General features: G+C 68.2%; 15 protein-coding genes and 1 tRNA gene. 11 read left to right on the forward strand and 5 right to left on the reverse strand.

Annotation, left to right across the window (positions count from 1 at the left end; all coding sequences use genetic code 11):
* Positions 1-38 precede the first annotated feature (38 nt).
* The 7 genes from glgX to SPHPHY_RS0113120 all read left to right on the forward strand — a co-directional run bounded on the left by glgX (position 39) and on the right by SPHPHY_RS0113120 (position 11,364).
* Positions 39-2,135, forward strand: coding sequence for a glycogen debranching protein GlgX (glgX, locus tag SPHPHY_RS0113090; RefSeq protein WP_043130056.1), 2,097 nt, complete (start codon positions 39-41; stop codon positions 2,133-2,135).
* Positions 2,132-3,820: a malto-oligosyltrehalose trehalohydrolase gene (gene treZ / locus SPHPHY_RS0113095; RefSeq protein WP_028056889.1), complete on the forward strand. Its 1,689-nt coding sequence runs from the start codon at positions 2,132-2,134 to the stop codon at positions 3,818-3,820. The genes glgX and treZ overlap by 4 nt, the downstream gene beginning before the upstream one ends.
* A complete protein-coding gene (gene malQ, locus SPHPHY_RS0113100) occupies positions 3,817-5,694 on the forward strand; it encodes a 4-alpha-glucanotransferase (RefSeq protein WP_028056890.1) in 1,878 nt (625 codons plus the stop codon). Before treZ ends, malQ begins: the two co-directional genes overlap by 4 nt.
* A complete protein-coding gene (gene treY / locus SPHPHY_RS0113105; RefSeq protein ID WP_022687143.1) occupies positions 5,691-7,991 on the forward strand; it encodes a malto-oligosyltrehalose synthase in 2,301 nt (766 codons plus the stop codon). Before malQ ends, treY begins: the two co-directional genes overlap by 4 nt.
* A 183-nt stretch (positions 7,992-8,174) precedes the next feature.
* On the forward strand, positions 8,175-8,819 hold the full coding sequence (locus tag SPHPHY_RS0113110) for a DUF47 domain-containing protein (RefSeq protein ID WP_022687144.1): 645 nt from the start codon (positions 8,175-8,177) through the stop codon (positions 8,817-8,819).
* A gap of 9 nt (positions 8,820-8,828) precedes the next feature.
* Positions 8,829-9,842, forward strand: coding sequence for an inorganic phosphate transporter (locus SPHPHY_RS0113115; RefSeq protein WP_022687145.1), 1,014 nt, complete (start codon positions 8,829-8,831; stop codon positions 9,840-9,842).
* Positions 9,843-9,912: 70 nt separating this feature from the next.
* Positions 9,913-11,364, forward strand: coding sequence for a DUF4403 family protein (locus SPHPHY_RS0113120; RefSeq protein ID WP_231370419.1), 1,452 nt, complete (start codon positions 9,913-9,915; stop codon positions 11,362-11,364).
* A gap of 40 nt (positions 11,365-11,404) precedes the next feature.
* Here SPHPHY_RS0113120 and SPHPHY_RS0113125 read toward each other — a convergent pair whose 3' ends face one another.
* A complete protein-coding gene (locus tag SPHPHY_RS0113125) occupies positions 11,405-12,088 on the reverse strand; it encodes a hypothetical protein (protein ID WP_022687147.1) in 684 nt (227 codons plus the stop codon).
* A gap of 602 nt (positions 12,089-12,690) precedes the next feature.
* A complete protein-coding gene (locus SPHPHY_RS0113130; protein ID WP_022687148.1) occupies positions 12,691-14,178 on the reverse strand; it encodes a replicative DNA helicase in 1,488 nt (495 codons plus the stop codon).
* 95 nt (positions 14,179-14,273) lie between these two features.
* On the opposite strand from SPHPHY_RS0113130, the gene SPHPHY_RS0113135 reads away from it, so the two are divergent.
* Genes SPHPHY_RS0113135 through SPHPHY_RS0113145 form a run of 3 tightly spaced genes read left to right on the forward strand, consistent with a single transcriptional unit; the run spans position 14,274 to position 15,902 of the window.
* The gene (locus SPHPHY_RS0113135) at positions 14,274-14,756 is read left to right on the forward strand and encodes a UPF0262 family protein (protein ID WP_022687149.1); all 483 of its coding nucleotides are present in this window, start codon (positions 14,274-14,276) and stop codon (positions 14,754-14,756) included.
* Positions 14,757-14,766: 10 nt separating this feature from the next.
* The gene (locus SPHPHY_RS0113140; protein ID WP_043130060.1) at positions 14,767-15,456 is read left to right on the forward strand and encodes a GH25 family lysozyme; all 690 of its coding nucleotides are present in this window, start codon (positions 14,767-14,769) and stop codon (positions 15,454-15,456) included.
* Positions 15,453-15,902, forward strand: a complete 450-nt coding sequence (locus SPHPHY_RS0113145; protein ID WP_022687151.1) for a cytidine deaminase — start codon at positions 15,453-15,455, stop codon at positions 15,900-15,902. The genes SPHPHY_RS0113140 and SPHPHY_RS0113145 overlap by 4 nt, the downstream gene beginning before the upstream one ends.
* A 75-nt stretch (positions 15,903-15,977) precedes the next feature.
* Here SPHPHY_RS0113145 and SPHPHY_RS0113150 read toward each other — a convergent pair.
* Positions 15,978-16,061 (reverse strand) — tRNA-Leu (locus SPHPHY_RS0113150).
* A gap of 107 nt (positions 16,062-16,168) precedes the next feature.
* Here SPHPHY_RS0113150 and acs point away from each other — a divergent pair.
* A complete protein-coding gene (gene acs, locus SPHPHY_RS0113155; protein ID WP_022687152.1) occupies positions 16,169-18,097 on the forward strand; it encodes an acetate--CoA ligase in 1,929 nt (642 codons plus the stop codon).
* An 86-nt stretch (positions 18,098-18,183) separates the two neighbouring features.
* On the opposite strand, the gene SPHPHY_RS0113160 is transcribed toward acs, so the two are convergent.
* Both SPHPHY_RS0113160 and SPHPHY_RS0113170 read right to left on the reverse strand, forming a co-directional pair.
* The gene (locus SPHPHY_RS0113160) at positions 18,184-18,846 is read right to left on the reverse strand and encodes an epoxyqueuosine reductase QueH (RefSeq protein WP_022687153.1); all 663 of its coding nucleotides are present in this window, start codon (positions 18,844-18,846) and stop codon (positions 18,184-18,186) included.
* A gap of 154 nt (positions 18,847-19,000) precedes the next feature.
* Entirely contained in the window at positions 19,001-20,617 is a 1,617-nt protein-coding gene (locus SPHPHY_RS0113170) for a helicase HerA-like domain-containing protein (protein ID WP_022687154.1), read from the reverse strand.
* Positions 20,618-20,662: the final 45 nt, after the last annotated feature.

The raw sequence follows: 20,662 nt of genomic DNA on the forward strand, positions 1-20,662 counted from the left end.
CATGACTGCGCCATTTTCCTCCTGACGGGAGCACATCGTTGCACGACTTGCCGGACCGGCTCCTGCCGGGATCGCCCTATCCGCTTGGCGCCACGTTCGACGGCGAAGGGGTCAATTTCGCGGTATTTTCCGCCAATGCCGACGCGATCGACGTCTGCATCTTCGATTCCGCCGGAAAGCGCGAGTTGCAGCGCCTGCCACTGACCGAATGCACCGACGAGGTGTGGCACGGCTATTTGCCCGATGTCGGCCCCGGGCTCGTCTACGGGCTGCGTGCGCATGGCCGCTATGCGCCCGAAGAGGGCCATCGCTTCAACCCCAACAAGCTGCTGCTCGATCCCTATGCGCGCCGCATTCAGGGGCAGATCAAGTGGACCGACGCGCTGCACGGCTATCGCATCGGGCATCGCCGCGAGGACCTGTCCTTTGACAAGCGCGACAGCGCGCCGGCGATGCCGAAGTCGGTGGTGGTCGACGACCATTGGGATTGGTCTCGCGACCGGCGGCCGAACACGCCGTGGGCGGAGACGGTGATCTACGAGGCGCACGTCAAGGGGATGACGAAGCTGATGGAACTGGTGCCCGCGCGCGAGCGCGGGACCTATGCCGCACTCGGACACCCAGCCGTGATCAAGCACCTGCAACGTATCGGCGTGACCGCGATCGAGCTGTTGCCGATCCACACCTTCACGCAGGATCGCTTCCTGCAGGAGAAGGGTCTGCGGAATTACTGGGGCTATAACACCCTTGGTTTCTTCGCGCCGGAACAGAGCTACATGGCGTCGGAGCATCAGGACGAGTTGCGGCGCGCGGTCCACCGGCTGCACAAGGCCGGCATCGAGGTAATCCTCGACGTGGTCTACAACCACACCTGCGAGGGCTCGGAAAAGGGGCCGACGCTGTCGTGGCGCGGGTTGGACAACGCCAGCTACTATCGACTGGTCAAGGACGAGCCGCGTTACACGATCAACGACACCGGGACCGGCAACACGCTGAACATGAGCAAGGCGCGCGTGATCCAGATGGTCGCGGATTCGCTGCGCTATTGGGCGACCAGCTTCGGGATCGACGGGTTTCGCTTCGATCTCGGGCTGACTCTGGGTCGCGAGGAGCATGGCTTCGATCCCGGCTCGGCCTTCTTCGACGTGCTGCGGCAGGACCCGGTACTGGGCCGATTGAAGCTGATCACCGAGCCGTGGGATGTCGGCCCGGGCGGCTATCAGCTCGGCAATTTTCCGCCCGGTTTCGCCGAGTGGAACGACAAGTACCGCGACACGGTGCGCGAATATTGGCGCGGCGAACCGGGCAAACGTCCCGATCTCGCGGCGCGGCTGTCGGGTTCGGGCGATCTGTTCGACCGGCGGGCGCGTCGCCCGTGGGCGAGCGTCAATCTGCTCGCCGCGCATGACGGCTTCACGCTCGCCGACACGGTGATGTACGAGGAGCGCCACAACGAGGCGAACGGCGAAGACAATCGTGACGGTCACTCGCACAATGCCTCGTGCAACTGGGGTGTCGAGGGGCCGACCGACGACGAGGCGGTGAACGATGCGCGCGGCCGCGTGATGCGCTCGATGCTGACCACGTTGCTGACATCGCTCGGCACGCCGATGCTGGTCGCGGGTGACGAATTCGGGCGCACGCAACAAGGCAACAATAACGCCTATTGCCAGGACAATGAGATCAGCTGGCTCGACTGGAAGGCAGCGGCGACCCCCGACGGGCAGGCGCAGATCGAATTTACCGGACGCCTTGCCGAGTTGCGCCGCCGCTTCCCGGTGCTGCGCAGCCCGACCTTCCTCTACGGCGAGGAAACAGCCGCGGGCGGCGTAAACGACATCGAGTGGTGGGACGAACGCGGCGCGCAGCTATCCCCGGAGGACTGGCAGAACCCGGACGGCCGCGCGCTGATGATGCGCCGCGCCATGGCGACTGCGGACGGCGAGATCGAGGCGGTGTCGCTGCTGCTCAACGCCTCTGGCGACCCGGTCACCTTCCACTTCCCGACCCCGCACGCGACGCGCACCGTGCTGGTCGACAGCGCGAAACCGGAACAGGGTGAGGTGTCCGTGGAGGACAGCTACGAGGTCGCGCCACAAGGTGCGGTGCTGGTAACGTGGCGGACGGCGGCATGATGCGCTGGGGTCCGGAGCCGCTGCCGAACGGCGGCACGCGCTTTCGGTTGTGGGCACCCGATGCAGAAGGCGTGACGCTGGAGCTGGACGGCATCGACGAGGTCGCGATGACGCGCGGCGAAGACGGCTGGTACGCACTCGACCGCGCGGAAGGGCCGGGCACGCGCTATCGCTTCCGGGTCGGGGATCAGGCGGTGCCGGATCCGGCATCGCGTGTGCAGTCGGGCGGGGTCCACGGGTGGAGCGTGGTGCCGGAAACGGCGTTCGAATGGCAGCATTCGTCGTGGCGGGGACACGCTTTTCACGAATTGGTGATCCTCGAGTGCCACGCGGGAACGCTGGGCGGCTTTGCCGGCGTCATGGACCGGCTGCCCGCGATCGCCGCGACCGGGATCACCGCGATCGAGCTGATGCCGGTCGGCGCGTTCGGCGGCACGCGCGGCTGGGGCTATGACGGCGTGCTGCCCTATGCGGTTCAGGAGGATTACGGCTCCCCCGCCGATCTGCGCAGGTTGGTGGACGCCGCGCACGGACTGGGCATCAGCGTGTTCCTCGATGTCGTCTACAACCACTTCGGACCGGACGGGAACTACCTCGGCGCTTATGCCGCGGACTTCTTCGATGCCGCGGTGCACACGCCGTGGGGCGGTGCGGTCGCGGTGGAGCGCGCGCCGGTCGCGCGGTTCTTCGTCGACAATGCGCTGATGTGGCTGCGCGACTATCGTATCGACGGGCTGCGCTTCGACGCGGTCCACGCGATCCGCAACCCCGGCTTCCTCGATGCGATGGCGGCCGAGATCCGCGCCGCGCTGCCCGATCGCCCCGTCCACCTCGTGCTGGAGAACGAGGAGAACGACGCGGCACGCTTGCGCGACGATGCGTTCGACGCGCAGTGGAACGACGACTTCCACAATGTCATGCACGTGCTGCTGACCGGCGAGAGCAACGCCTATTACGCCGACTTCGCCGATCGCCCCGCCGAGCGGCTGGCGCGGTGCCTGGCGGAAGGTTTCATCTACCAGGGCGAAGGCTCCGCCAATCACGACGGCGCGGTGCGCGGCACGCCGAGCGCGCATTTGGCGCCGACGCGCTTCGTGGCCTTCCTCCAGAACCACGACCAGGTCGGCAACCGCGCGTTGGGTGAACGGCTGCTGTCGCTGACCGACACGGCCAAGCTGCGCGCCGCGACCGCGCTGCTGCTGCTGTGTCCGCAGATTCCGCTGTTGTTCATGGGCGAGGAAGAAGGAAGCGCCACGCCGTTCCTGTTCTTCACCGACTTCCATGACGAACTCGCGGACGCGGTGCGCGAGGGGCGGCGCAAGGAGTTCGCCAAGTTCGACGCCTTCGCCGACCCGCAGGCGCGCGAACGCATCCCCGATCCCAATGCCACGAGCACCTTTGCGGCCTCGATCCCGCAGCCCGGTCAGGACGCCGCCGAATGGCGCGTCTTCTACACGGAATTGCTGACGCTGCGCCGCGACCGGATCGTCCCGCAGCTGGGTGGCGCGCAGTCGGTCGGCGCGCAGGCGCTGGGCGAGGCCGCCGTCGTGGCGCGCTGGCGGCTCGGCGACGGAACGACGCTCGGGCTCGCAATCGATCTCGCCGACGAACCCGCGACACTGCCCGGCGGGGCCGACCCGATCTTCACCTGCGGCGATCGCTTCGTCGCATGGATCGAGGCGTGACCGACCTCGATACGCGCGCGGCGGCAGCCGGACTGTCGCGCGACTGGGAGGATGCCGACGGACGCCCGCAACGGGTCGACGACGACGTGCTGGAGGCGATCCTCGCCTGCCTCGACACCACGCCGCCCGAGGCGCCGTTCCTCTCCGCCGACGCCGGGCAGCCGATCGCGCTGCCCGGCGGCGTGACCGGCACCGCCGAGTTGCTGCTCGACGATGGCCATCGCCTGACGCTGCCGATCGGCGAAGACGGTGCGCTCCCGCCGGTCGAGCGTGTCGGCTACCACCGGCTGCTTGCCGGCGACCGCGCGTTCACGCTCGCGATTGCGCCACGTCGTTGCGCGTTGCCGCCGCGCGGCTGGGGTGTCGCGGTACAGGTGCCGAGCCTGCGCGGCAGCACCGACAGCGCGTTCGGCGACGCCGGGGCGCTGACCGAAGCCGCCGCGGCCTTTGCACGCGTCGGCGCGCAGGCGCTGGCGATCAGCCCGACCCACGCGCTGTTTCCTGCCGACCCGACACGCTTCAGCCCCTATTCGCCCTCGACCCGGCTGTTCCACAACGTGCTGCTCGCCGATCCGGGGCTGATCGGCATCCCGCTTCCCCCTGCCCCCGCCGCCGCCGCCGCCACTGCATTGATCGACTGGCCGGCGGCGGCGCGGGCGCGGATGGCGCAGTTGCGCGCCGCGTTCGAACTGGCGAGCGAAGGTGCGCTGTCGGCGGCGCGCACGTACCGGCGGCAACGCGGTGCCGCGCTGGAGGCGCATGCGCGCTTCGACGCGCTGCACGCGCAACTCGGCGGGAACGGCTGGCAGGACTGGCCGGCCGAATATCATGATCCGACAGGCGAGGCGGTAATCCGCTTCGCCGCCGAGCATGAGCACGACGTCGCGTTCTTCGCCTTCCTGCAATGGCTTACCGATCTCGGGCTCGCCAGTGCGCACCGCATCGCGAAGGAGCGGATGGCAACAGGCATCGTCGCCGATCTGGCGGTGGGGATGGATGCGGGCGGCAGCCATGCGTGGAGCGCGCGGGCCGAATTGCTGACCGGGCTGACGGTCGGCGCGCCGCCCGATCCGCTCGGACCCGATGGCCAGAACTGGGGGATTACCGCGCTCGACCCCTTCGCGCTCCAGCGCACCGGCTTCAGCGCCTTCATCGATACGTTGCGCGTCGCGTTGGCGCACGCCGGCGGCATCCGCATCGACCATGCGCTGGGGCTGGAGAGGTTGTGGGTGATCCCGGCCGGCGAAGGCGCGGATCGCGGCGCATACCTGCGGATGCCCGGCGACCACATGCGCCGTATCGTCGCGATCGAGGCGCACCGCGCCGAGGCGCTGGTGATCGCGGAGGATCTGGGCACAGTGCCGCCCGGCTTCCGCGACACGTTGGCGCAGCGCTGCATGCTCGGGATGCGCGTGCTGCCGTTCGAGCGCGACGAGGATGGCGGGTTCACCGCGCCTGCCGCATGGGACGAGCCGGCCGTGGCGATGAGCGGCACGCATGACACTGCGACACTTGCCGGCTGGTGGCGCGAACGCGACATCGACTGGGCCGAGCGGCTGGGGCGCAGCGGCGGCGACCGCCCGCGGCGCGCCGCCGAACGCGCCGCATTGTGGCACGCGATGGGCAAGCCCGGCGATCCGCCGGCCACACCGCCGATCGATGCGCTGCTCGCGCACGTCGCCAGTGCACCCTGCCCGCTCGCGATCTTCCCGCTGGAGGATCTGCTCGGGCTCGAGGAACAGCCGAACCTGCCCGGCACGATCGACGAACATCCCAACTGGCGGCGGCGGATGGACGCGCCGACCGCGGCGCTGCTCGCGCGCCGCGATGTCGCGCGCCGCATCCATTCGCTCACCGCGGAGAGACACGCATGACCCCCCGCGCCACCTATCGTTTCCAGTTCCACAAGGACTTCACCTTCGCCGACGCCGAGGCGCTGGTCCCCTATCTCGACGATCTCGGCATCAGCCATCTCTACGCATCGCCGATCACCACCGCGGCACCCGGTTCCACGCACGGCTATGACGTGATCGATCCCACGACGATCAACCCCGAACTGGGCGGCGAGCCGGCGTTCCGCGCGCTGGTGGCGGCGCTGCGCGCGCGCGGGATGGGCGTGATCATCGATATCGTCCCCAACCACATGGGCGTGGCGGGCGAGGCGAACCGTTGGTGGCACGACGTGCTGGCGCGCGGACCGGCAAGCGACCATGCCGCGGTGTTCGACATCGACTGGCGCGCGGCCGTGGTAGTGCCGGTGCTCGGCGCACCGCTGCAGGAAGCGCTCGCCAACGGCGACATCGCGCTGGAGAAGGTGGAGGGACGCTGGCACGTCGTTGCATACGGCGAGCATCGCTTCCCCGTCCGCGACGAGGACCAGGCGGACGCCGACGCCGTGCCGCTCGCCGAACTGCTTGCGCGCCAGCATTACCGCCTCGCCTACTGGCGGGTCGCCAACGACGAACTCAACTGGCGGCGCTTCTTCTCGATCAACGAACTCGCCGGGGTGCGGATCGAGGATCCCGCCGTGTTCGAGAAGACGCACGCGCTCTACTTCCGCCTTCACGACGAAGGATTGATCGATGGCGTTCGCATCGACCACGTCGACGGGCTGACCGATCCGATCGGATACACCCGACGCCTGCGCGAGCGACTCGGCCCGGATGCGTGGATCGTGATCGAGAAGATCCTCGCCGCGGGCGAGCCGCAGCCGCTCGGCTGGGGGGTAGACGGCACCAGCGGCTACGACTTCATGGAACAGGTCGCCGCGCTCCTCCACGATCCCGCCGGTGCCGAACCGCTCGGCGCGTTGTGGGAAGAGGTCAGCGGGCGCAGCGCCAGCTTCGAGCCAGAAGAGTTCCAGGCACGGCAGGACCTGCTGGCATGGCAATTCTCCGGGCAGCTCGATGCCTGCGTCGCCGCCTTCCATGCATTCGCACCCGACGGGATCACCGCAGCGATGCTGCGCCGCGCGATCGAGCGGTTGCTGTGGGTGTTCCCGGTCTATCGCACCTACGGACCTGCCGCGCCGGAGAGTGATGCCGCGATCCGCGAACTGGCGCGCACGCGCGTCGCCGAGCTGATCCCGCCCGGCGAGGCGCACGTCGTCGACCTGATCCTGTCGTGGCTGGCCGGCGACGGCGACGCGCAGACCGCCGATGCGGTGCGGCGCTTCCAGCAATTGTCCGCTCCGATCGCCGCCAAGGCGGTCGAGGACACCGGCTTCTACCGTTACGGGCGGCTGCTGTCGCGCAACGACGTCGGCTTCGATACCGAGCGGATGGGCATGGCCCCGGCCGACTTCCACGCGCTGATGACCGAGCGCGCCCGTGACGTACCGCGCGCGATGCTGACCACCGCCACCCACGACCACAAGCGCGGCGAGGATACGCGCGCGCGCCTGGCGGCGATCAGCGCGCAGCCGGGCATGTGGCGTGACGCCGCGCTGGCGTGGCTGGACCGCGACGACGGAGGGGTCGACGATGCCGACCGCTACATGCTGTTCCAGTCGCTGGTCGGCGCATGGAGCGGCGACGGCGCGAGCGCCGACTTCGTGGAGCGGATCACCGCGTGGCAGCAGAAGGCGCTGCGCGAGGCCAAGCTGCGATCGTCGTGGGAGGCCCCGGACGACGCCTATGAGCAAGCCGCCGCCGCGCTGGTCTCGGCGCTGCCGGACGATGCAGCGGCGCTGGCGCTGATCGAGCGGACCGTTTCCGCGCTCGACACGGTCGCGCGCGCCAACACGCTGGCGCAGGTGCTCCTGCGCTACACGCTGCCGGGTGTGCCGGACCTTTATCAGGGCACAGAGTTCGCGGACCTCAGCCTGGTCGATCCCGACAACCGCCGGCCGGTCGATTACGCCGCACGCCGTGCTGCGCTTGCCGGCGACCCGCCGCCCAAGCTGCGGCTGATCGCGGCGCTGCTGCGGCTGCGGCGCGACGACCCCGTACTGTTCGCGGACGGCGACTATGCGCCCGCCACCGTCGATGGTGCCGACGGCGCGCACCTGCTCGCGTTCGAGCGCCGCCTCGACGGACGTATGCTGCGCGTCGCCGTCGCGCTCCACGGACACCGCCCCGATCCGGGGACGCGCATCGCCTTCGCCTCCGGCCACGTCGCCACTGCGAGCGTGCTGTTCGGCACCAATCCGATCTGGTACGAACTGGCCTGAGCCGACCCCGTAAGCCGTCCCGCGATGGAACGGCGGCGACCGGCGCGGGAGACGGGTGGTGCCGCGCGGCACGCGAGTCACGCAATTGTCGTACATGGGGTGCACGGGAACGCTTGGCTTGGCGGGCGCTCCGTGCTTCGGGGCGCCCTGCATGTTTTTACAATTCGTTCGGGATGGAGTTTGATGTTCGCTTGGTTCCAGCGGCTGCTGCCGAAGACGGGCAATTTCTTCGAGCAATTCGAAGGACATGCCGCCATCGGCCTGTCTGCCGCACGCGCGACGGCACGGTTGCTGGAGGGCGGCCCGGATCGTCCCGCGCTGTTCGCCGAGATCAACCGGCGCGAACATGAAGCCGACGAGATCACCCGCGACGTCCTGAAAAGCGTGCGCGCGACCTTCCTGACGCCATTCGATCGTGGCGCGATCACCGCGTTGATCGGCGCGCTCGACGATACGATCGACGAGATGTACGCCGCCGCGTCGGCGATCGACCTGTACGGCCTCACCGATTATGCGCCCGAGATGCGCGAGATGGCGGCGGTCGCGGTCGAGGCCGCGGAACTGTCCGTCGAGGCGATGCCGCTGCTGCGTGACGTCAACCGCAACGGCGGGCGGCTCCACGAACTGACCGAGGCGCTGATCCGCCTGGAGGGCAAGGCCGACGAATTCCACGCTGCCGGGCTGCGTCGCTCGCTCCAGCAATATGGCCAGACCGATACGCTGCGCTTCGTGGTGGAACGCGAGATCTACAAGCATCTCGAACGCATCCTCGATGCCTTCGAGGATGTCGCCGACGAGATCGACGGCATCGTCATCGACCACGCCTGATCGCCGGTCATGCACGAACTCGCTTTTCCGCTGCTGGTCGGCCTGATCGTGGTCGCACTGGCGTTCGACTATCTGAACGGCCTGCACGACGCCGCCAATTCGATCGCGACCGTCGTCGCCACGCGGCTGCTGTCGCCGGTCCGGGCGGTGGCGTTCGCGGCGTTCTTCAACTTCGCCGCCTATTTCCTTACCCTTGCCTTCCCCAGCTTGCACGCGGTGGCGGAGACGATCGGCAAGGGGCTGATCGACAAGGACGTCGTTACCCCCGGGGTCATCTTCGGCGCGCTGGGCGGCGCGATGACGTGGAACGTCGTCACCTGGCTTAAGGGTATTCCGTCGTCGAGCAGCCACGCGCTGGTCGGCGGGCTGGTCGGCGCCGGCGTCGCGCATGCCGGGTGGACCGGTGTGAAATGGGCCGGGCTCAACAAGACGCTGATCGCGATCGTGCTGTCACCGATGATCGGCATGTTCCTGGCGATGGCGGTGATGCTGATCTCCAGCTGGGCGCTGCGCCGGTCGACCGCACCGCAGGCGGAGCGCAGCTTCCGCACCTTGCACCTGATCTCGTCGGCCGCCTACTCGCTGAGCCATGGCCTGAACGACGCGCAGAAGACGATGGGGATCATCACCGTCCTGCTCTATTCGACCGGATATCTGAGCGGTCCGTTCGAGGTACCGCATTGGGTGGCGATCAGCTGCTATATCGCGATCGCGCTCGGCACGATGACCGGCGGCTGGCGGATCATCGAGACGATGGGATCGCGCATCACGCGCCTGTCGCAGCACCAGGGTTTCAGCGCCTCGGCGGCCGGATCGATCGTGGTCTTCACCGCCTCGACGCTCGGCATCCCGGTATCGACCACGCACACCATCACCGGCTCGATCATCGGCGCAGGGGTCTCGCGGCGCGCATCGGCGGTGCGCTGGGGCGTCGCCAAGAACGTGGTGGTCGCGTGGATCATCACCATCCCCGCTTCCGCCGCGGTGGGCGCGCTGGTCTATTCTACGACGCTGCTGTTCTGATCGGATCGAAAACGGCCGTTACGGATTGGTAACAGTAGCAAGGGCGTTGATGGAGATCAGGTTGCGGCGCGTGTTACTTGTTCCCGTGCTACTCGCCGCGGGATGCGCGCGCCACGATCCGGCGCCCGCGCCGCCGCGCATCGACACCACGATCGCGCCCTTCCCTGACCAGACCTCGACAATCGTCGTGCCGGTGACGGCCGACCTGCGGATGCTGGAGCGCGGGCTCGACCAACGCACCCCGCGCGTGCTGTGGACGATCGACGAGCATCGCGACAAATGCGTTCGCGGCAAGCGGGTCAATCTGGGCATCGGGCGCGTCAAGGTGACGCCCGACCTCGGCTGCCGGATCATCGGCGAGGTGACGCGCGGCACGATCCGCGTCACCGGCGTGGGCGACCGGCTGAACATCACCATGCCGGTCTCGGCCGTCATCCATGTGCGCGACGTCGGCGGGGTGTTCGGCGAAACGGTGACCGCCCGCGCGATCGTGAACGCGACCGGGCGGCTCGGCCTGGCAGGCGACTGGCAGCCGCGCGCCACGCTCGACCTCGCCTACGACTGGCGCGAGCCGCCGGGGATCGACATCGCCGGGCAGCGCATCAGCTTCACCAGCCGCGCCGACGAAAAACTGAAGCGCGTCGTCGCCAAGCTCGAGCGCGACCTGCCCAAGGAAGTCGCCAAGCTCGACCTGCGCACGCAGCTGGACGGTGCGTGGCGGCACGGCTTCACCGTGATCGAACTCAGCAAGCGCAACCCGCCGGCATGGATGCGCATCGCGCCACGCGCGCTCGGCTTCGGCGGCTACAAGATCGAAGGACGGCAATTGCGCCTGACGCTCGCGGCCGAGGCGCTGACGCAGACCTTCGTCGGGCCTCGTCCCGCCGATCCGGCGCCGACGCCGCTGCCTCCGCCGTCGCAGGTCAAGGGTCAGCCGGGCCTGCGCTTCTTCATCCCCGTGCTCGCCGACTATGCGCAGCTGGAGCCGATCGTGCTGCGGACGCTGCGCAAGCTGGCAGCGAAGGGCATCACGCTTACCGGTGTCGGCCCGGTCGACGTCGCATTCGGCAAGGTCACCGTCTATGCCACCACCGACAACCGGCTGGCGGTGGGCGTCGTCGCCAAGGTGACCCCGCGCGACAGCAAACTGCCGGCGACCACCGGCGAGGCGTGGCTGACGGCGCAACCGTACAACGAGGAGGGCTCGCAGCTGGTGCAGGCGCGCGACGTGCAACTCGCGGCGGACACCGATTCGACGGCGGTCGACCTGATCGTCAGCCTGCTGGACGCCACGCAGGTGCAGCAGGCGGTGGCGCTGGCGCTTCGCCACGATTTCGCACCCGATTACCAGCGCGTGCTCACCAAGGCGCAAGCCGCCATCGGCGCACGACGACAGGGCGACTTCTTTCTGTCGACGGAGGTGTCGCGGGTTACCACCGGGCGGCTGCAGGTCACCGGCGCGGGGTTGTTCCTGCCGGTGCGCGCGGAGGGTACGGCGCAGATCGCATATCGTCCGCGTTGACGGCCGCGCGGCACGATCATCGCGCCGCGCCGCCCGCCGATCAGAAGCGCCAGCCGATCGCGACCTGCAGGATCGGCCACACCTTCACCTTGTCGACGTCGTCCTGCAACGAGATCCGCTCACGCTCCAGCGCCGCCTTGAAGTCGGCATCGTTGCGGGCGGTGCCGCTCGCCTGGAACTGCTCGAGCTTGAACGCGCCCTGGAACAGCACGCCGATCTCGCTTCCGACGAAGAAGCCGCGGCGGTTCTGCCCCGCCCAGCCGAGCGTCAGCGCGGGCGAAAACTTCTTCGGCGTCGCACGTCCCGACAGGCGCCCGACTTCGGCGGCGGTGAAATCCTGGTCGCCGATCGTCACCTCTTCGTCCGGGGTCAGCCCGACGGTGATGCGGTTACGGTTGATCCGCGCGCCGGCCGACACGCGGAACGCGCCCCCGAACGGATAGACGTCGAGCATCGCGCCATAGCTTTGCAGCCGGAACTTGCCGTCATATTCCAGATCGTCCGACTCGGCTGTGCCGTTGACGGTCAGGAACCCCGCCCCGCCCCGCACGCCGACGTGATCGTTGAAGCGTACCGCCAGCTCCGGTCCGATGCCGAGCGTTCCCGCGGTCACCGCCGCGCGCACGTGTGTGCCGCCATCGGCAGCGGCGTCCTGCTGCGCCATCGCCGGCGTCGCGGCCAGCACCAGCCCGGCCGCCGCAGCGACCATCGATAATCTACGCATGATATTCCCCCTGACGTCCGCCCCCCCGGGCGGTACGCGCACGCCTGTGGAGGAACGCGCCGCACACGTCATACCCCGAACGGATTAGGCTGCGCACGATAGCGCAAATGCGCGACGCCGCGGACGAGCGATAATGTCGAAATAGGCAGATCCGGTCGGACGCGAGATCGAACGTCTGCCACCTGTCAGCCGACGCAACCGCTTTCAGCTTCGGCTTCGCAGCGGGACTCGCGTTGTCGAAGCAGGCGGATCGAAGCGCTGCGAGGGCCGAACGGCGAAACTTCCCCATGCGGCCTCGTTTGGCCGACCCTGCCAAAACCCCGGCGCAGCGTGAGGTGCCCCTTCACCTGCCGCGGGTAAGTAGCGGAACGCTCAGGTCCGGGATGACGGTTTCGGCGCGGCCGTCCGGTTTGCAAGGGGCGCTGGACGGGCCGGACACGCCGGCCGCGCGGTCCGGTTCCTCGGGCTTGGCACATCTCGCCTATTCACAAGCTAACCGAACCGCGCACCCACTTCGGCACGCGCCGGTATCCGACTTTCACTACCGTCGGGTCGGTGCCGAGGGGTCGGATCGTCCCATGCCGCAGTTGCGACGCGGCCGTTCAGAAGCCGGCGTAGTCGCTAAAGCGCGTGATCGTCGGGTCGAACTTCAACACCACCTTGCCGGTGGCGCCGTGGCGCTGCTTGGCGACGATCAACTCGGCAAGGCCGTAGACACGCTCCATGTCGGCCGCCCAGCGCGCGTGATCCTCGAACACCTTCGCCTCATCGCCTTCCATCGGACGCTTCGGCTCGCGCTGCGCGGTGTAATAATCCTCTCGGAAGACGAACCACACCATGTCGGCGTCCTGCTCGATCGATCCCGATTCGCGCAGATCCGACAGCATCGGGCGCTTGTCCTCGCGGCTTTCCACCGCACGGCTCAGCTGCGACAGCGCCAGCACCGGGACGTTCATGTCCTTGGCCAACGTCTTCAGCCCGCGCGAGATTTCGGAAATTTCCTGCACGCGGTTGCCGTCGCCCTTGCCCGACCCGGTCAGCAGCTGGAGGTAATCGACCACCACCAGCCCGATCTCGTTGTTGTGGCGCCGCTGGAGCCGCCGGACACGGGTGTGAAGCGACGCGATCGTCAGGCCGCCGGTATCGTCGATGAAGAACGGCAGGTTTTCCAGCTCGGCCGCCGCCGCCGCCAGTTGCTCGAACTCGGCCTTGCTGATCTTGCCCATGCGCAGCGCCTCGGAACTGATCCGCGACTGTTCGGCCAGGATACGCGTCGCCAGCTGGTCGGCGCTCATTTCCAGGCTGAAGAACGCGACCTTCGCGCCGACCGACTTGGCCGGCGGGATGCCGTCGCGCATGTCGCGCATCCAGCGCTGCGCGGCGTTGAACGCGATGTTGGTGGCCAGCGAGGTCTTGCCCATGCCGGGGCGCCCGGCGAGGATCATCAGATCCGAGTGGTGCATGCCGCCGATCTTCGAGTTGATCGAATCGAGCCCGGTGGTGACGCCGCTGAGGTTCCCGCCCCAGTTCAGCGCCTTCTCCGCCATCTTCACGGCCGCTGTACTGGCCTGCGCGAAGCTCTTGACGCTGTTCTCGGCACCGCCGTCCGCGGCGACGCGGTAGAGCTCTTCCTCCGCGGCCTCGATCTGCGCGCGCGGGTTCACTTCCTCGCTGGTGTCCATCGCGCGATCGACCATCGAATGACCGACCGACACGAGCGTGCGCAACATCGCGAGGTCGTAGATCTGCGTCGCGAACTGCCGCGCGCCGATCAGCCCCGCGCCCGAGCCGGTCAGGCTGGCAAGATAGGCGACCCCGCCCAGCTCCTTGATCCCCTCGTCCGCCTCGAACATCGGCCGCAGCGTGACGGGGGTGGCCAGCATGTCCTGCGCGCGCAGCCCCTTGATCGCGGCGAAGATTCGCCCGTGGACCGGTTCGTAGAAGTGCATGGGCTCCAGCCGGTCGACGATGTCGTCGGCAAGGCGATTGTCGATCATCATCGCGCCCAGCATCGCCGCCTCCGCCTCCACGTTGCGCGGCAGGTGGACGGGTTCGGCCGGGGCCGCGTGAGGAAATGCCAGAGTCGCCATCCCCCAGCCTATAGCCGCACGGCCCGCCGCCGGAAACGCGCTTGCGATGAAGCGGCCTGTGGAAATCGCGGACGATCGTCTCTATCGCCACGCGGATGGCCGATCCGCGGATCATCGACATCACATTGGACGAGCACACGATCCTGTGGCGCTCGGCCGATATCGAGCAGGAACGGCGGATCGCGATCTTCGACCTGATCGAGGCCAATCATTTCGCGCCGCAGCGCGCGCATGCCGACGGCTATGCCGGGCCCTATCGCGTGACGCTGGGCGTCGAGGAAGGTCGGCTGGCGATCGCCATCGCGCGCGAGGATGGCGCGCATTTGGAGATGCTGGTGCTGGGGCTGGCGCGTTTCCGCCGCCCGATCCGCGACTATTTCGCGATCTGCGACAGCTATTTCCAGGCGATCCGCCAGTCCACGCCGGCGCAGATCGAGACCGTCGACATGGCACGCCGCGGCATCCACAACGACGCCGCCGAGCTGCTGCGCGAGCGGCTCGACGGCAAGATCCATATCGATTTCGACACGGCGCGGCGGCTGTTCACGCTGATCTGCGTCCTGCACATCAAGGCTTGAGATACATATCATGTGGGGTTTGGGACGGCTCGTGCTGTTTCTGGCGGCGTTTGCGCTGGCCGGCGTCGCGGGATGGCGACTCGCGATGCGCTGGACGCCGTCGCTGGAGCGCTATCCCGTGCAGGGCGTCGACGTTTCGGAGACGACCGGCACGATCGTGTGGCCGGTGCTGAAGGGCGCCGGCGCGCAATTCGGCTATGCGGTGGCGACCGTGGGCGCGACGACCCGCGACCGCAACTTCCAGGCGAACTGGGACGCGATGGCGCGCGTCGGCATGAAGCGCGGCGCGATGCACGTCTTCTCGTTCTGCCAGTCGCCGCGCGTGCAGGGCGACGTGTTCAATACCGTCGTGCCGCGCGATCTGCGCGCGCTGCCCGCGACGATCGACTTCGCCTACGATCCGCAGTGCGGCGACCGCCCGGAGCGGGCCGCGCTGTTGGCGGGCGTGCGCGCGATGATCGAGCGGGTCGAGGCGCATACCGGCACCGCCGTGATCCTGCGCATCGCCCCCGACGTGGAAGGCGACTACCACCTGACCGAGGCGATCGACCGGCGTTGGTGGGCGGTGGGCAATTTCCTGAAGCCGGGCTATGGCGCGCGCGGCTGGACGATCTGGCGCGCGAGCGATGTGCGCCGCATCGACGGCGTGCAGGGCCCGGTCGACTGGAACGTGGCCGTACAAGGAGCCTTTGCGCGATGACCGACGAAGCAATGCGCCTGATCGCCGCCGCGCGTACCGCCGCCCGCCACGCGCACGCGCCCTATTCGCGCTTCGCGGTCGGCGCGGCGGTGCTGCTGACGGATGGCAGCATCGTGACGGGCGCCAATGTCGAGAACGCCAGCTACGGCTTGTCGCTGTGCGCCGAAACGGTGGCGATCGCGACCGTGTCTGCTCAGGGGCGGCTGCGCGAGGTCGTCGCGGTCGGGGTGATCGGCGGGCTGATGGACGCCGCAGGCCAGGTGACCGGCGACACGCCGGTGCGACCGTGCGGGCGCTGCCGGCAGGTATTGAACGAAGCCGCGCAGCTCGGCGGGCGCGACCTGGGCGTACATTGCGCGGGCGCGGACGGGGATGACGTGGCGAGCTATCGACTCAGCGAGTTGCTCCCCGATGCGTTCGGGCCAGCCGATCTCGGCATCGCCTGATCCGACGCCAGCGCGGGCGTCCCGATGCGATGACGAACGTCGCGGCGCCCTTCCTTCGCAGCGGCGGCAGCCGGATGGTGCGGGCGGTCGGACTCGAACCGACATGTATTGCTACGGCAGATTTTGAGTCTGCTGCGTCTACCATTTCGCCACGCCCGCGCGTGCGACCGGGCGGCCTATACGGCAGAGATATGACGATGGCTAGGTGTCGCCGTCTTGACCCGTCGCCCGCTTACACGTCATCGGAATCCGCATAGGAGAGACGCATGAGTGACACCGTGTACCCCGCCCCCACCGGAACCGGCGACAGCATCGACCGCACCGGAGCCGATGCTGCGTGGCAGCGCGCGGTCGCCGATCCCGACGGCTTCTGGCGCGAGGAGGCACGACGGATCGACTGGATCACGCCGTTCACGCAAGTGAAGGACACGTCGTTCGACGAGGCCGACTTCCGCATCCGCTGGTTCGCGGACGGCACGCTCAACGTCTCCGCCAATTGCGTCGATCGCCACCTTGCGACGCGCGGCGACCAGACCGCGATCGTCTGGGAAGGCGACGAGCCCGGCGAGACCAAGACGCTCACCTATCGCGAGCTGCACCGCGACATGTGCCGGTTTGCCAATGTCCTGAAGAAGCTGGGCGTGAAGAAGGGCGACCGGGTCACGCTCTACCTGCCGATGATCGCGGAGGCGGCGGCGGCGATGCTCGCCTGCACGCGGATCGGCGCGATCCACTCGATCGTGTTCGGCGGCTTCTCCCCCGACAGCCTCGCGAACCGCATCCAGGATTGCGACTCGAGCGTCGTGATCTGCGCCGACGAAGGCTGTCGCGGCGGCAAGCGCGTGCCGTTGAAGGCCAATGTCGACAAGGCGCTGGCACACTGCCCCGGCGTCGGGCACGTGCTGGTCATCCGTCGCACCGGCGGCGATGTCGCCATGACCGAGGGCCGCGACCTGTGGCTGCACGATGCGCTGTGCGACGTCGAGGACGATTGCGCGCCCGAGCCGATGAACGCCGAGGACCCGCTGTTCATCCTCTACACCTCGGGATCGACCGGCAAGCCCAAGGGCGTGCTCCACACCACCGGCGGCTACCTGCTGTGGGTGACCAAGACGTTCAAGGACGTGTTCGACTATCGCGACGGCGAATTGTTCTGGTGCACCGCCGATATCGGCTGGGTCACCGGGCACAGCTATGTCGTCTATGGTCCGCTGGCCAACGGCGCGACGACGGTGATGTTCGACGGCGTGCCCAATTATCCCGATCACGGGCGCTTGTGGGAGACGATCGACCGGCTCGGCGTCAACATCCTCTACACCGCCCCCACTGCGATCCGCGCGCTGATGCGCGAGGGCGACGACTGGGTCACACAGCATCGCCGCACCTCGCTGCGGCTGCTCGGCACCGTCGGCGAGCCGATCAATCCGGAGGCGTGGAACTGGTATTACCGCGTCGTCGGCGACGAGCGTTGCCCGATCGTCGACACGTGGTGGCAGACCGAGACCGGCGGCATCCTGATCTCACCCCTGCCCTATGCGACCGACCTGAAGCCCGGCTCCGCGACGAAGCCGCTGCCGGGCGTCCAGCCGCAGATCGTCGATGCCGACGGCGCGGTGCTGGACGGCGCGACAGCGGGCAATCTGTGCCTGATCGACAGCTGGCCCGGCATGATGCGCACGGTGTGGGGCGATCACGAGCGCTTCTTCCAGACCTATTTCAGCACCTACCCCGGAAAGTATTTCACCGGCGACGGCTGCCGGCGCGATGCCGATGGATATTACTGGATCACCGGGCGGGTCGACGACGTCATCAACGTCTCCGGCCACCGCATGGGCACCGCAGAGGTCGAATCGGCGCTGGTGTCGCATACGAACGTCGCGGAGGCCGCAGTGGTCGGCATGCCGCACGAGGTGAAGGGTCAGGGCATCTACGCGTTCGTGACGCTCAACGCCGGCGTCGCGCCGTCCGACGACCTGCGCACCGAACTGCGGCAGTGGGTGAGGAACGAGATCGGGCCGATCGCCAGCCCGGACGCGCTGCAGTTCGCGCCCGGCCTGCCCAAGACCCGCTCGGGCAAGATCATGCGCCGCATCCTGCGCAAGATCGCCGAGAACGACACCGGCAGCCTCGGCGACACCTCGACGCTGGCCGACCCGTCGGTGGTCGACACGCTGGTGGCGGAACGGGTGCGGTAGGCTCCCGCCGTCATTGCGAGCGTAGCGAAGCGATCCAGAGCCGGATCAGGACGCCCTGGATTGCTTCACTGTGCTCGCAATGACGATTATTTTGCGGCTTCTTCGCCGTAGAACATCTCGCCCATGCGGATCTCTTCGCGCCCCTGCGACACGCGGTGCGCGTTGGTATCGCGCAGCGAATAGACGCAGCCGCAATATTCCTGCTGGTAGAAATGCTCGCGCTTCGAAATCTCGATCATGCGCGCCGCACCGCCGCCCTTGCGCCAGTTGAAGGTCCAATAGGCGATGTCGGGATAATGCGCCGCCGCGCGCTCGCCGCAGTCGTTGATCTGCGTCATGTTCTTCCAGCGCGAAATCCCCAGCGACGAGGTGATGACGGGAAAGCCATGTTCGTGCGCATAAAGCGCGGTCCGCTCGAAACGCATGTCGAAGCACATCGTGCACCGCGCGCCACGTTCCGGCTCGAACTCCATCCCGCGCGCCCGCCTGAACCAGTTGACGGTGTCGTAATCGGCATCGACGAAAGGAATATCGTGCTTTTCGGCAAAGCGGATATTCTCCTCCTTGCGCAGGATATATTCGTCCTTGGGGTGAATGTTCGGGTTGTAGAAGAAGATCGTATAGTCGATCCCGCTGGCGGTCATCGCCTCCATTACCTCGCCCGAACAAGGCGCGCAGCACGAATGGAGCAGCACCTTCTTGTGCCCGTCGGGTGGGGTCAGCAGCGGGCGGTCGTAGTCGGTCGTCATGCGCGCCGCCTTAGCGGAAAAGCGCGGCCACGTCACCGCGCGCCGGACCTGCAAACAGCGCACGGCGATACAGGCCCGCCATCGTCGATGCGAGCATAGCGAGGCAACTCAACGCGTCGCGATCCGGCGATGGACGACGCTCGTCCCTGCGCGGTCAACGCCGCATCAGGCCACCGAGCACGCCGCGCATCACCTGCCCCAGCAGCCCGCCACCGCTGCCGGCGCGTCGCCGCGACGATCCGAACACCGCCTTGGTCACCTCGTTGGCGACGGCGCGGCCGACGGCCGATGACGCGGAGCGCGTCGCCGACGTCATCGCACGGTTCCACGGGTCGCTCGCCGCCTCGCGCGTGGCGGTGCGTTGCGCGCGCTCGGCCTCGCGCGCGACGCGGGCGTCTTCCTTCGCCTGTACCGCCGCCGCCTTTTTCGCAGCGCTCGATGCACGCGCCGCCGCGACCGCAGCCGCCGCCTCCTGCGTCTTGGTCGCGAGCAGTTCCTCCGCCGATTCGCGGTCGACGAGCGTGTCGTATTTCGCGCCGATCGCGTCGGTCTGGATCAGCACGCGGCGCTCCTCGGGAGTCACCGGACCGACGCGGCTGGCCGGCGGGCGGATCAGCGTGCGTTCGACCGGCGACGGCGCGCCATCGCTTTGCAGCAGTGAGACCAGCGCTTCGCCGGTCCGCAGTTCGGTGATCGCGGTCGCGACATCGACGCCGGGGTTCGCGCGGAACGTCTCGGCCGCGGCCTGCACGGCCTTGCGATCGCGCGGGGTGAAGGCGTTCAGCTTGTGCTGCACGCGGTTGCCGAGCTGTCCGGCGACCGCATCGGGCACGTCGATCGGGTTCTGCGTGATGAAAAAGACGCCCACGCCCTTCGACCGGATCAATCGCACCACCTGCTCGATACGGTCGAGCAGCGCCGCCGGCGCCTCGTCGAACAGCAGATGCGCCTCGTCGAAGAAGAAGCACAGCTTGGGTTTGTCGAGATCGCCGACCTCGGGGAGATGCTCGAACAATTCGCCGAGCAGCCACAGCAGGAAGGTCGAATAAAGCTGCGGCGAGGCCATCAGCTTGTCGGCGGCGAGGATATTGACCAGCCCGCGCCCACGATCGTCGCTGCCGAACAGGTCGTCCAGCGCCAGCGCCGGCTCGCCGAAGAAATGCTCCGCGCCTTGCGCGCGCAGTTGCAGCAGCGAGCGCTGGATCGCGCCGACCGACTGTTTCGACACGTTGCCGTAGCGCGTCGTCAGTTCGTCGGCGCGCTCGGCACAATGCGCCAGCATCGCCTGCAGGTCGTCGAGGTCGAGCAGCAGCAGCCCCTCTTCGTCCGCGACGTGGAAGGCGATCGTCAGCACGCCTTCCTGCACCGCGTTCAGCCCCATCAGCCGCGCCAGCAGCAGCGGCCCCATCTCGCTGATCGTCGTGCGTACCGGATGCCCCTGCTCGCCGAACAGATCCCAGAATTGCACCGGCATGTCGGCATAATGCCAGTCCGCCAGCCCGATCTCCGCGGCGCGCGCGGCGAAGGCGGCATGGGTCTTGGCGGTCGCCGATCCCGGCATCGCGAGCCCGGACAGGTCGCCCTTCACGTCGGCGAGGAAACAGGCGACGCCGGCGGCGGAGAAGCCCTCGACGATACCCTGCAAGGTCACGGTCTTGCCGGTGCCGGTCGCGCCTGCGATCAACCCGTGGCGATTGGCGCGCGCCAGTTCCAGCCGTTGCGGTGACGCTCCACCCTCGCCTGCGCCGATGAAAATGCCGCCGTCTGCCATCCGCCGCGTCCCAAACAAAAGAGCCGCCACACCATGCGGTGCGGC

Source organism: Sphingomonas phyllosphaerae 5.2, assembly GCF_000419605.1.
Classification (GTDB): Bacteria; Pseudomonadota; Alphaproteobacteria; order Sphingomonadales; family Sphingomonadaceae; genus Sphingomonas; species Sphingomonas phyllosphaerae_B.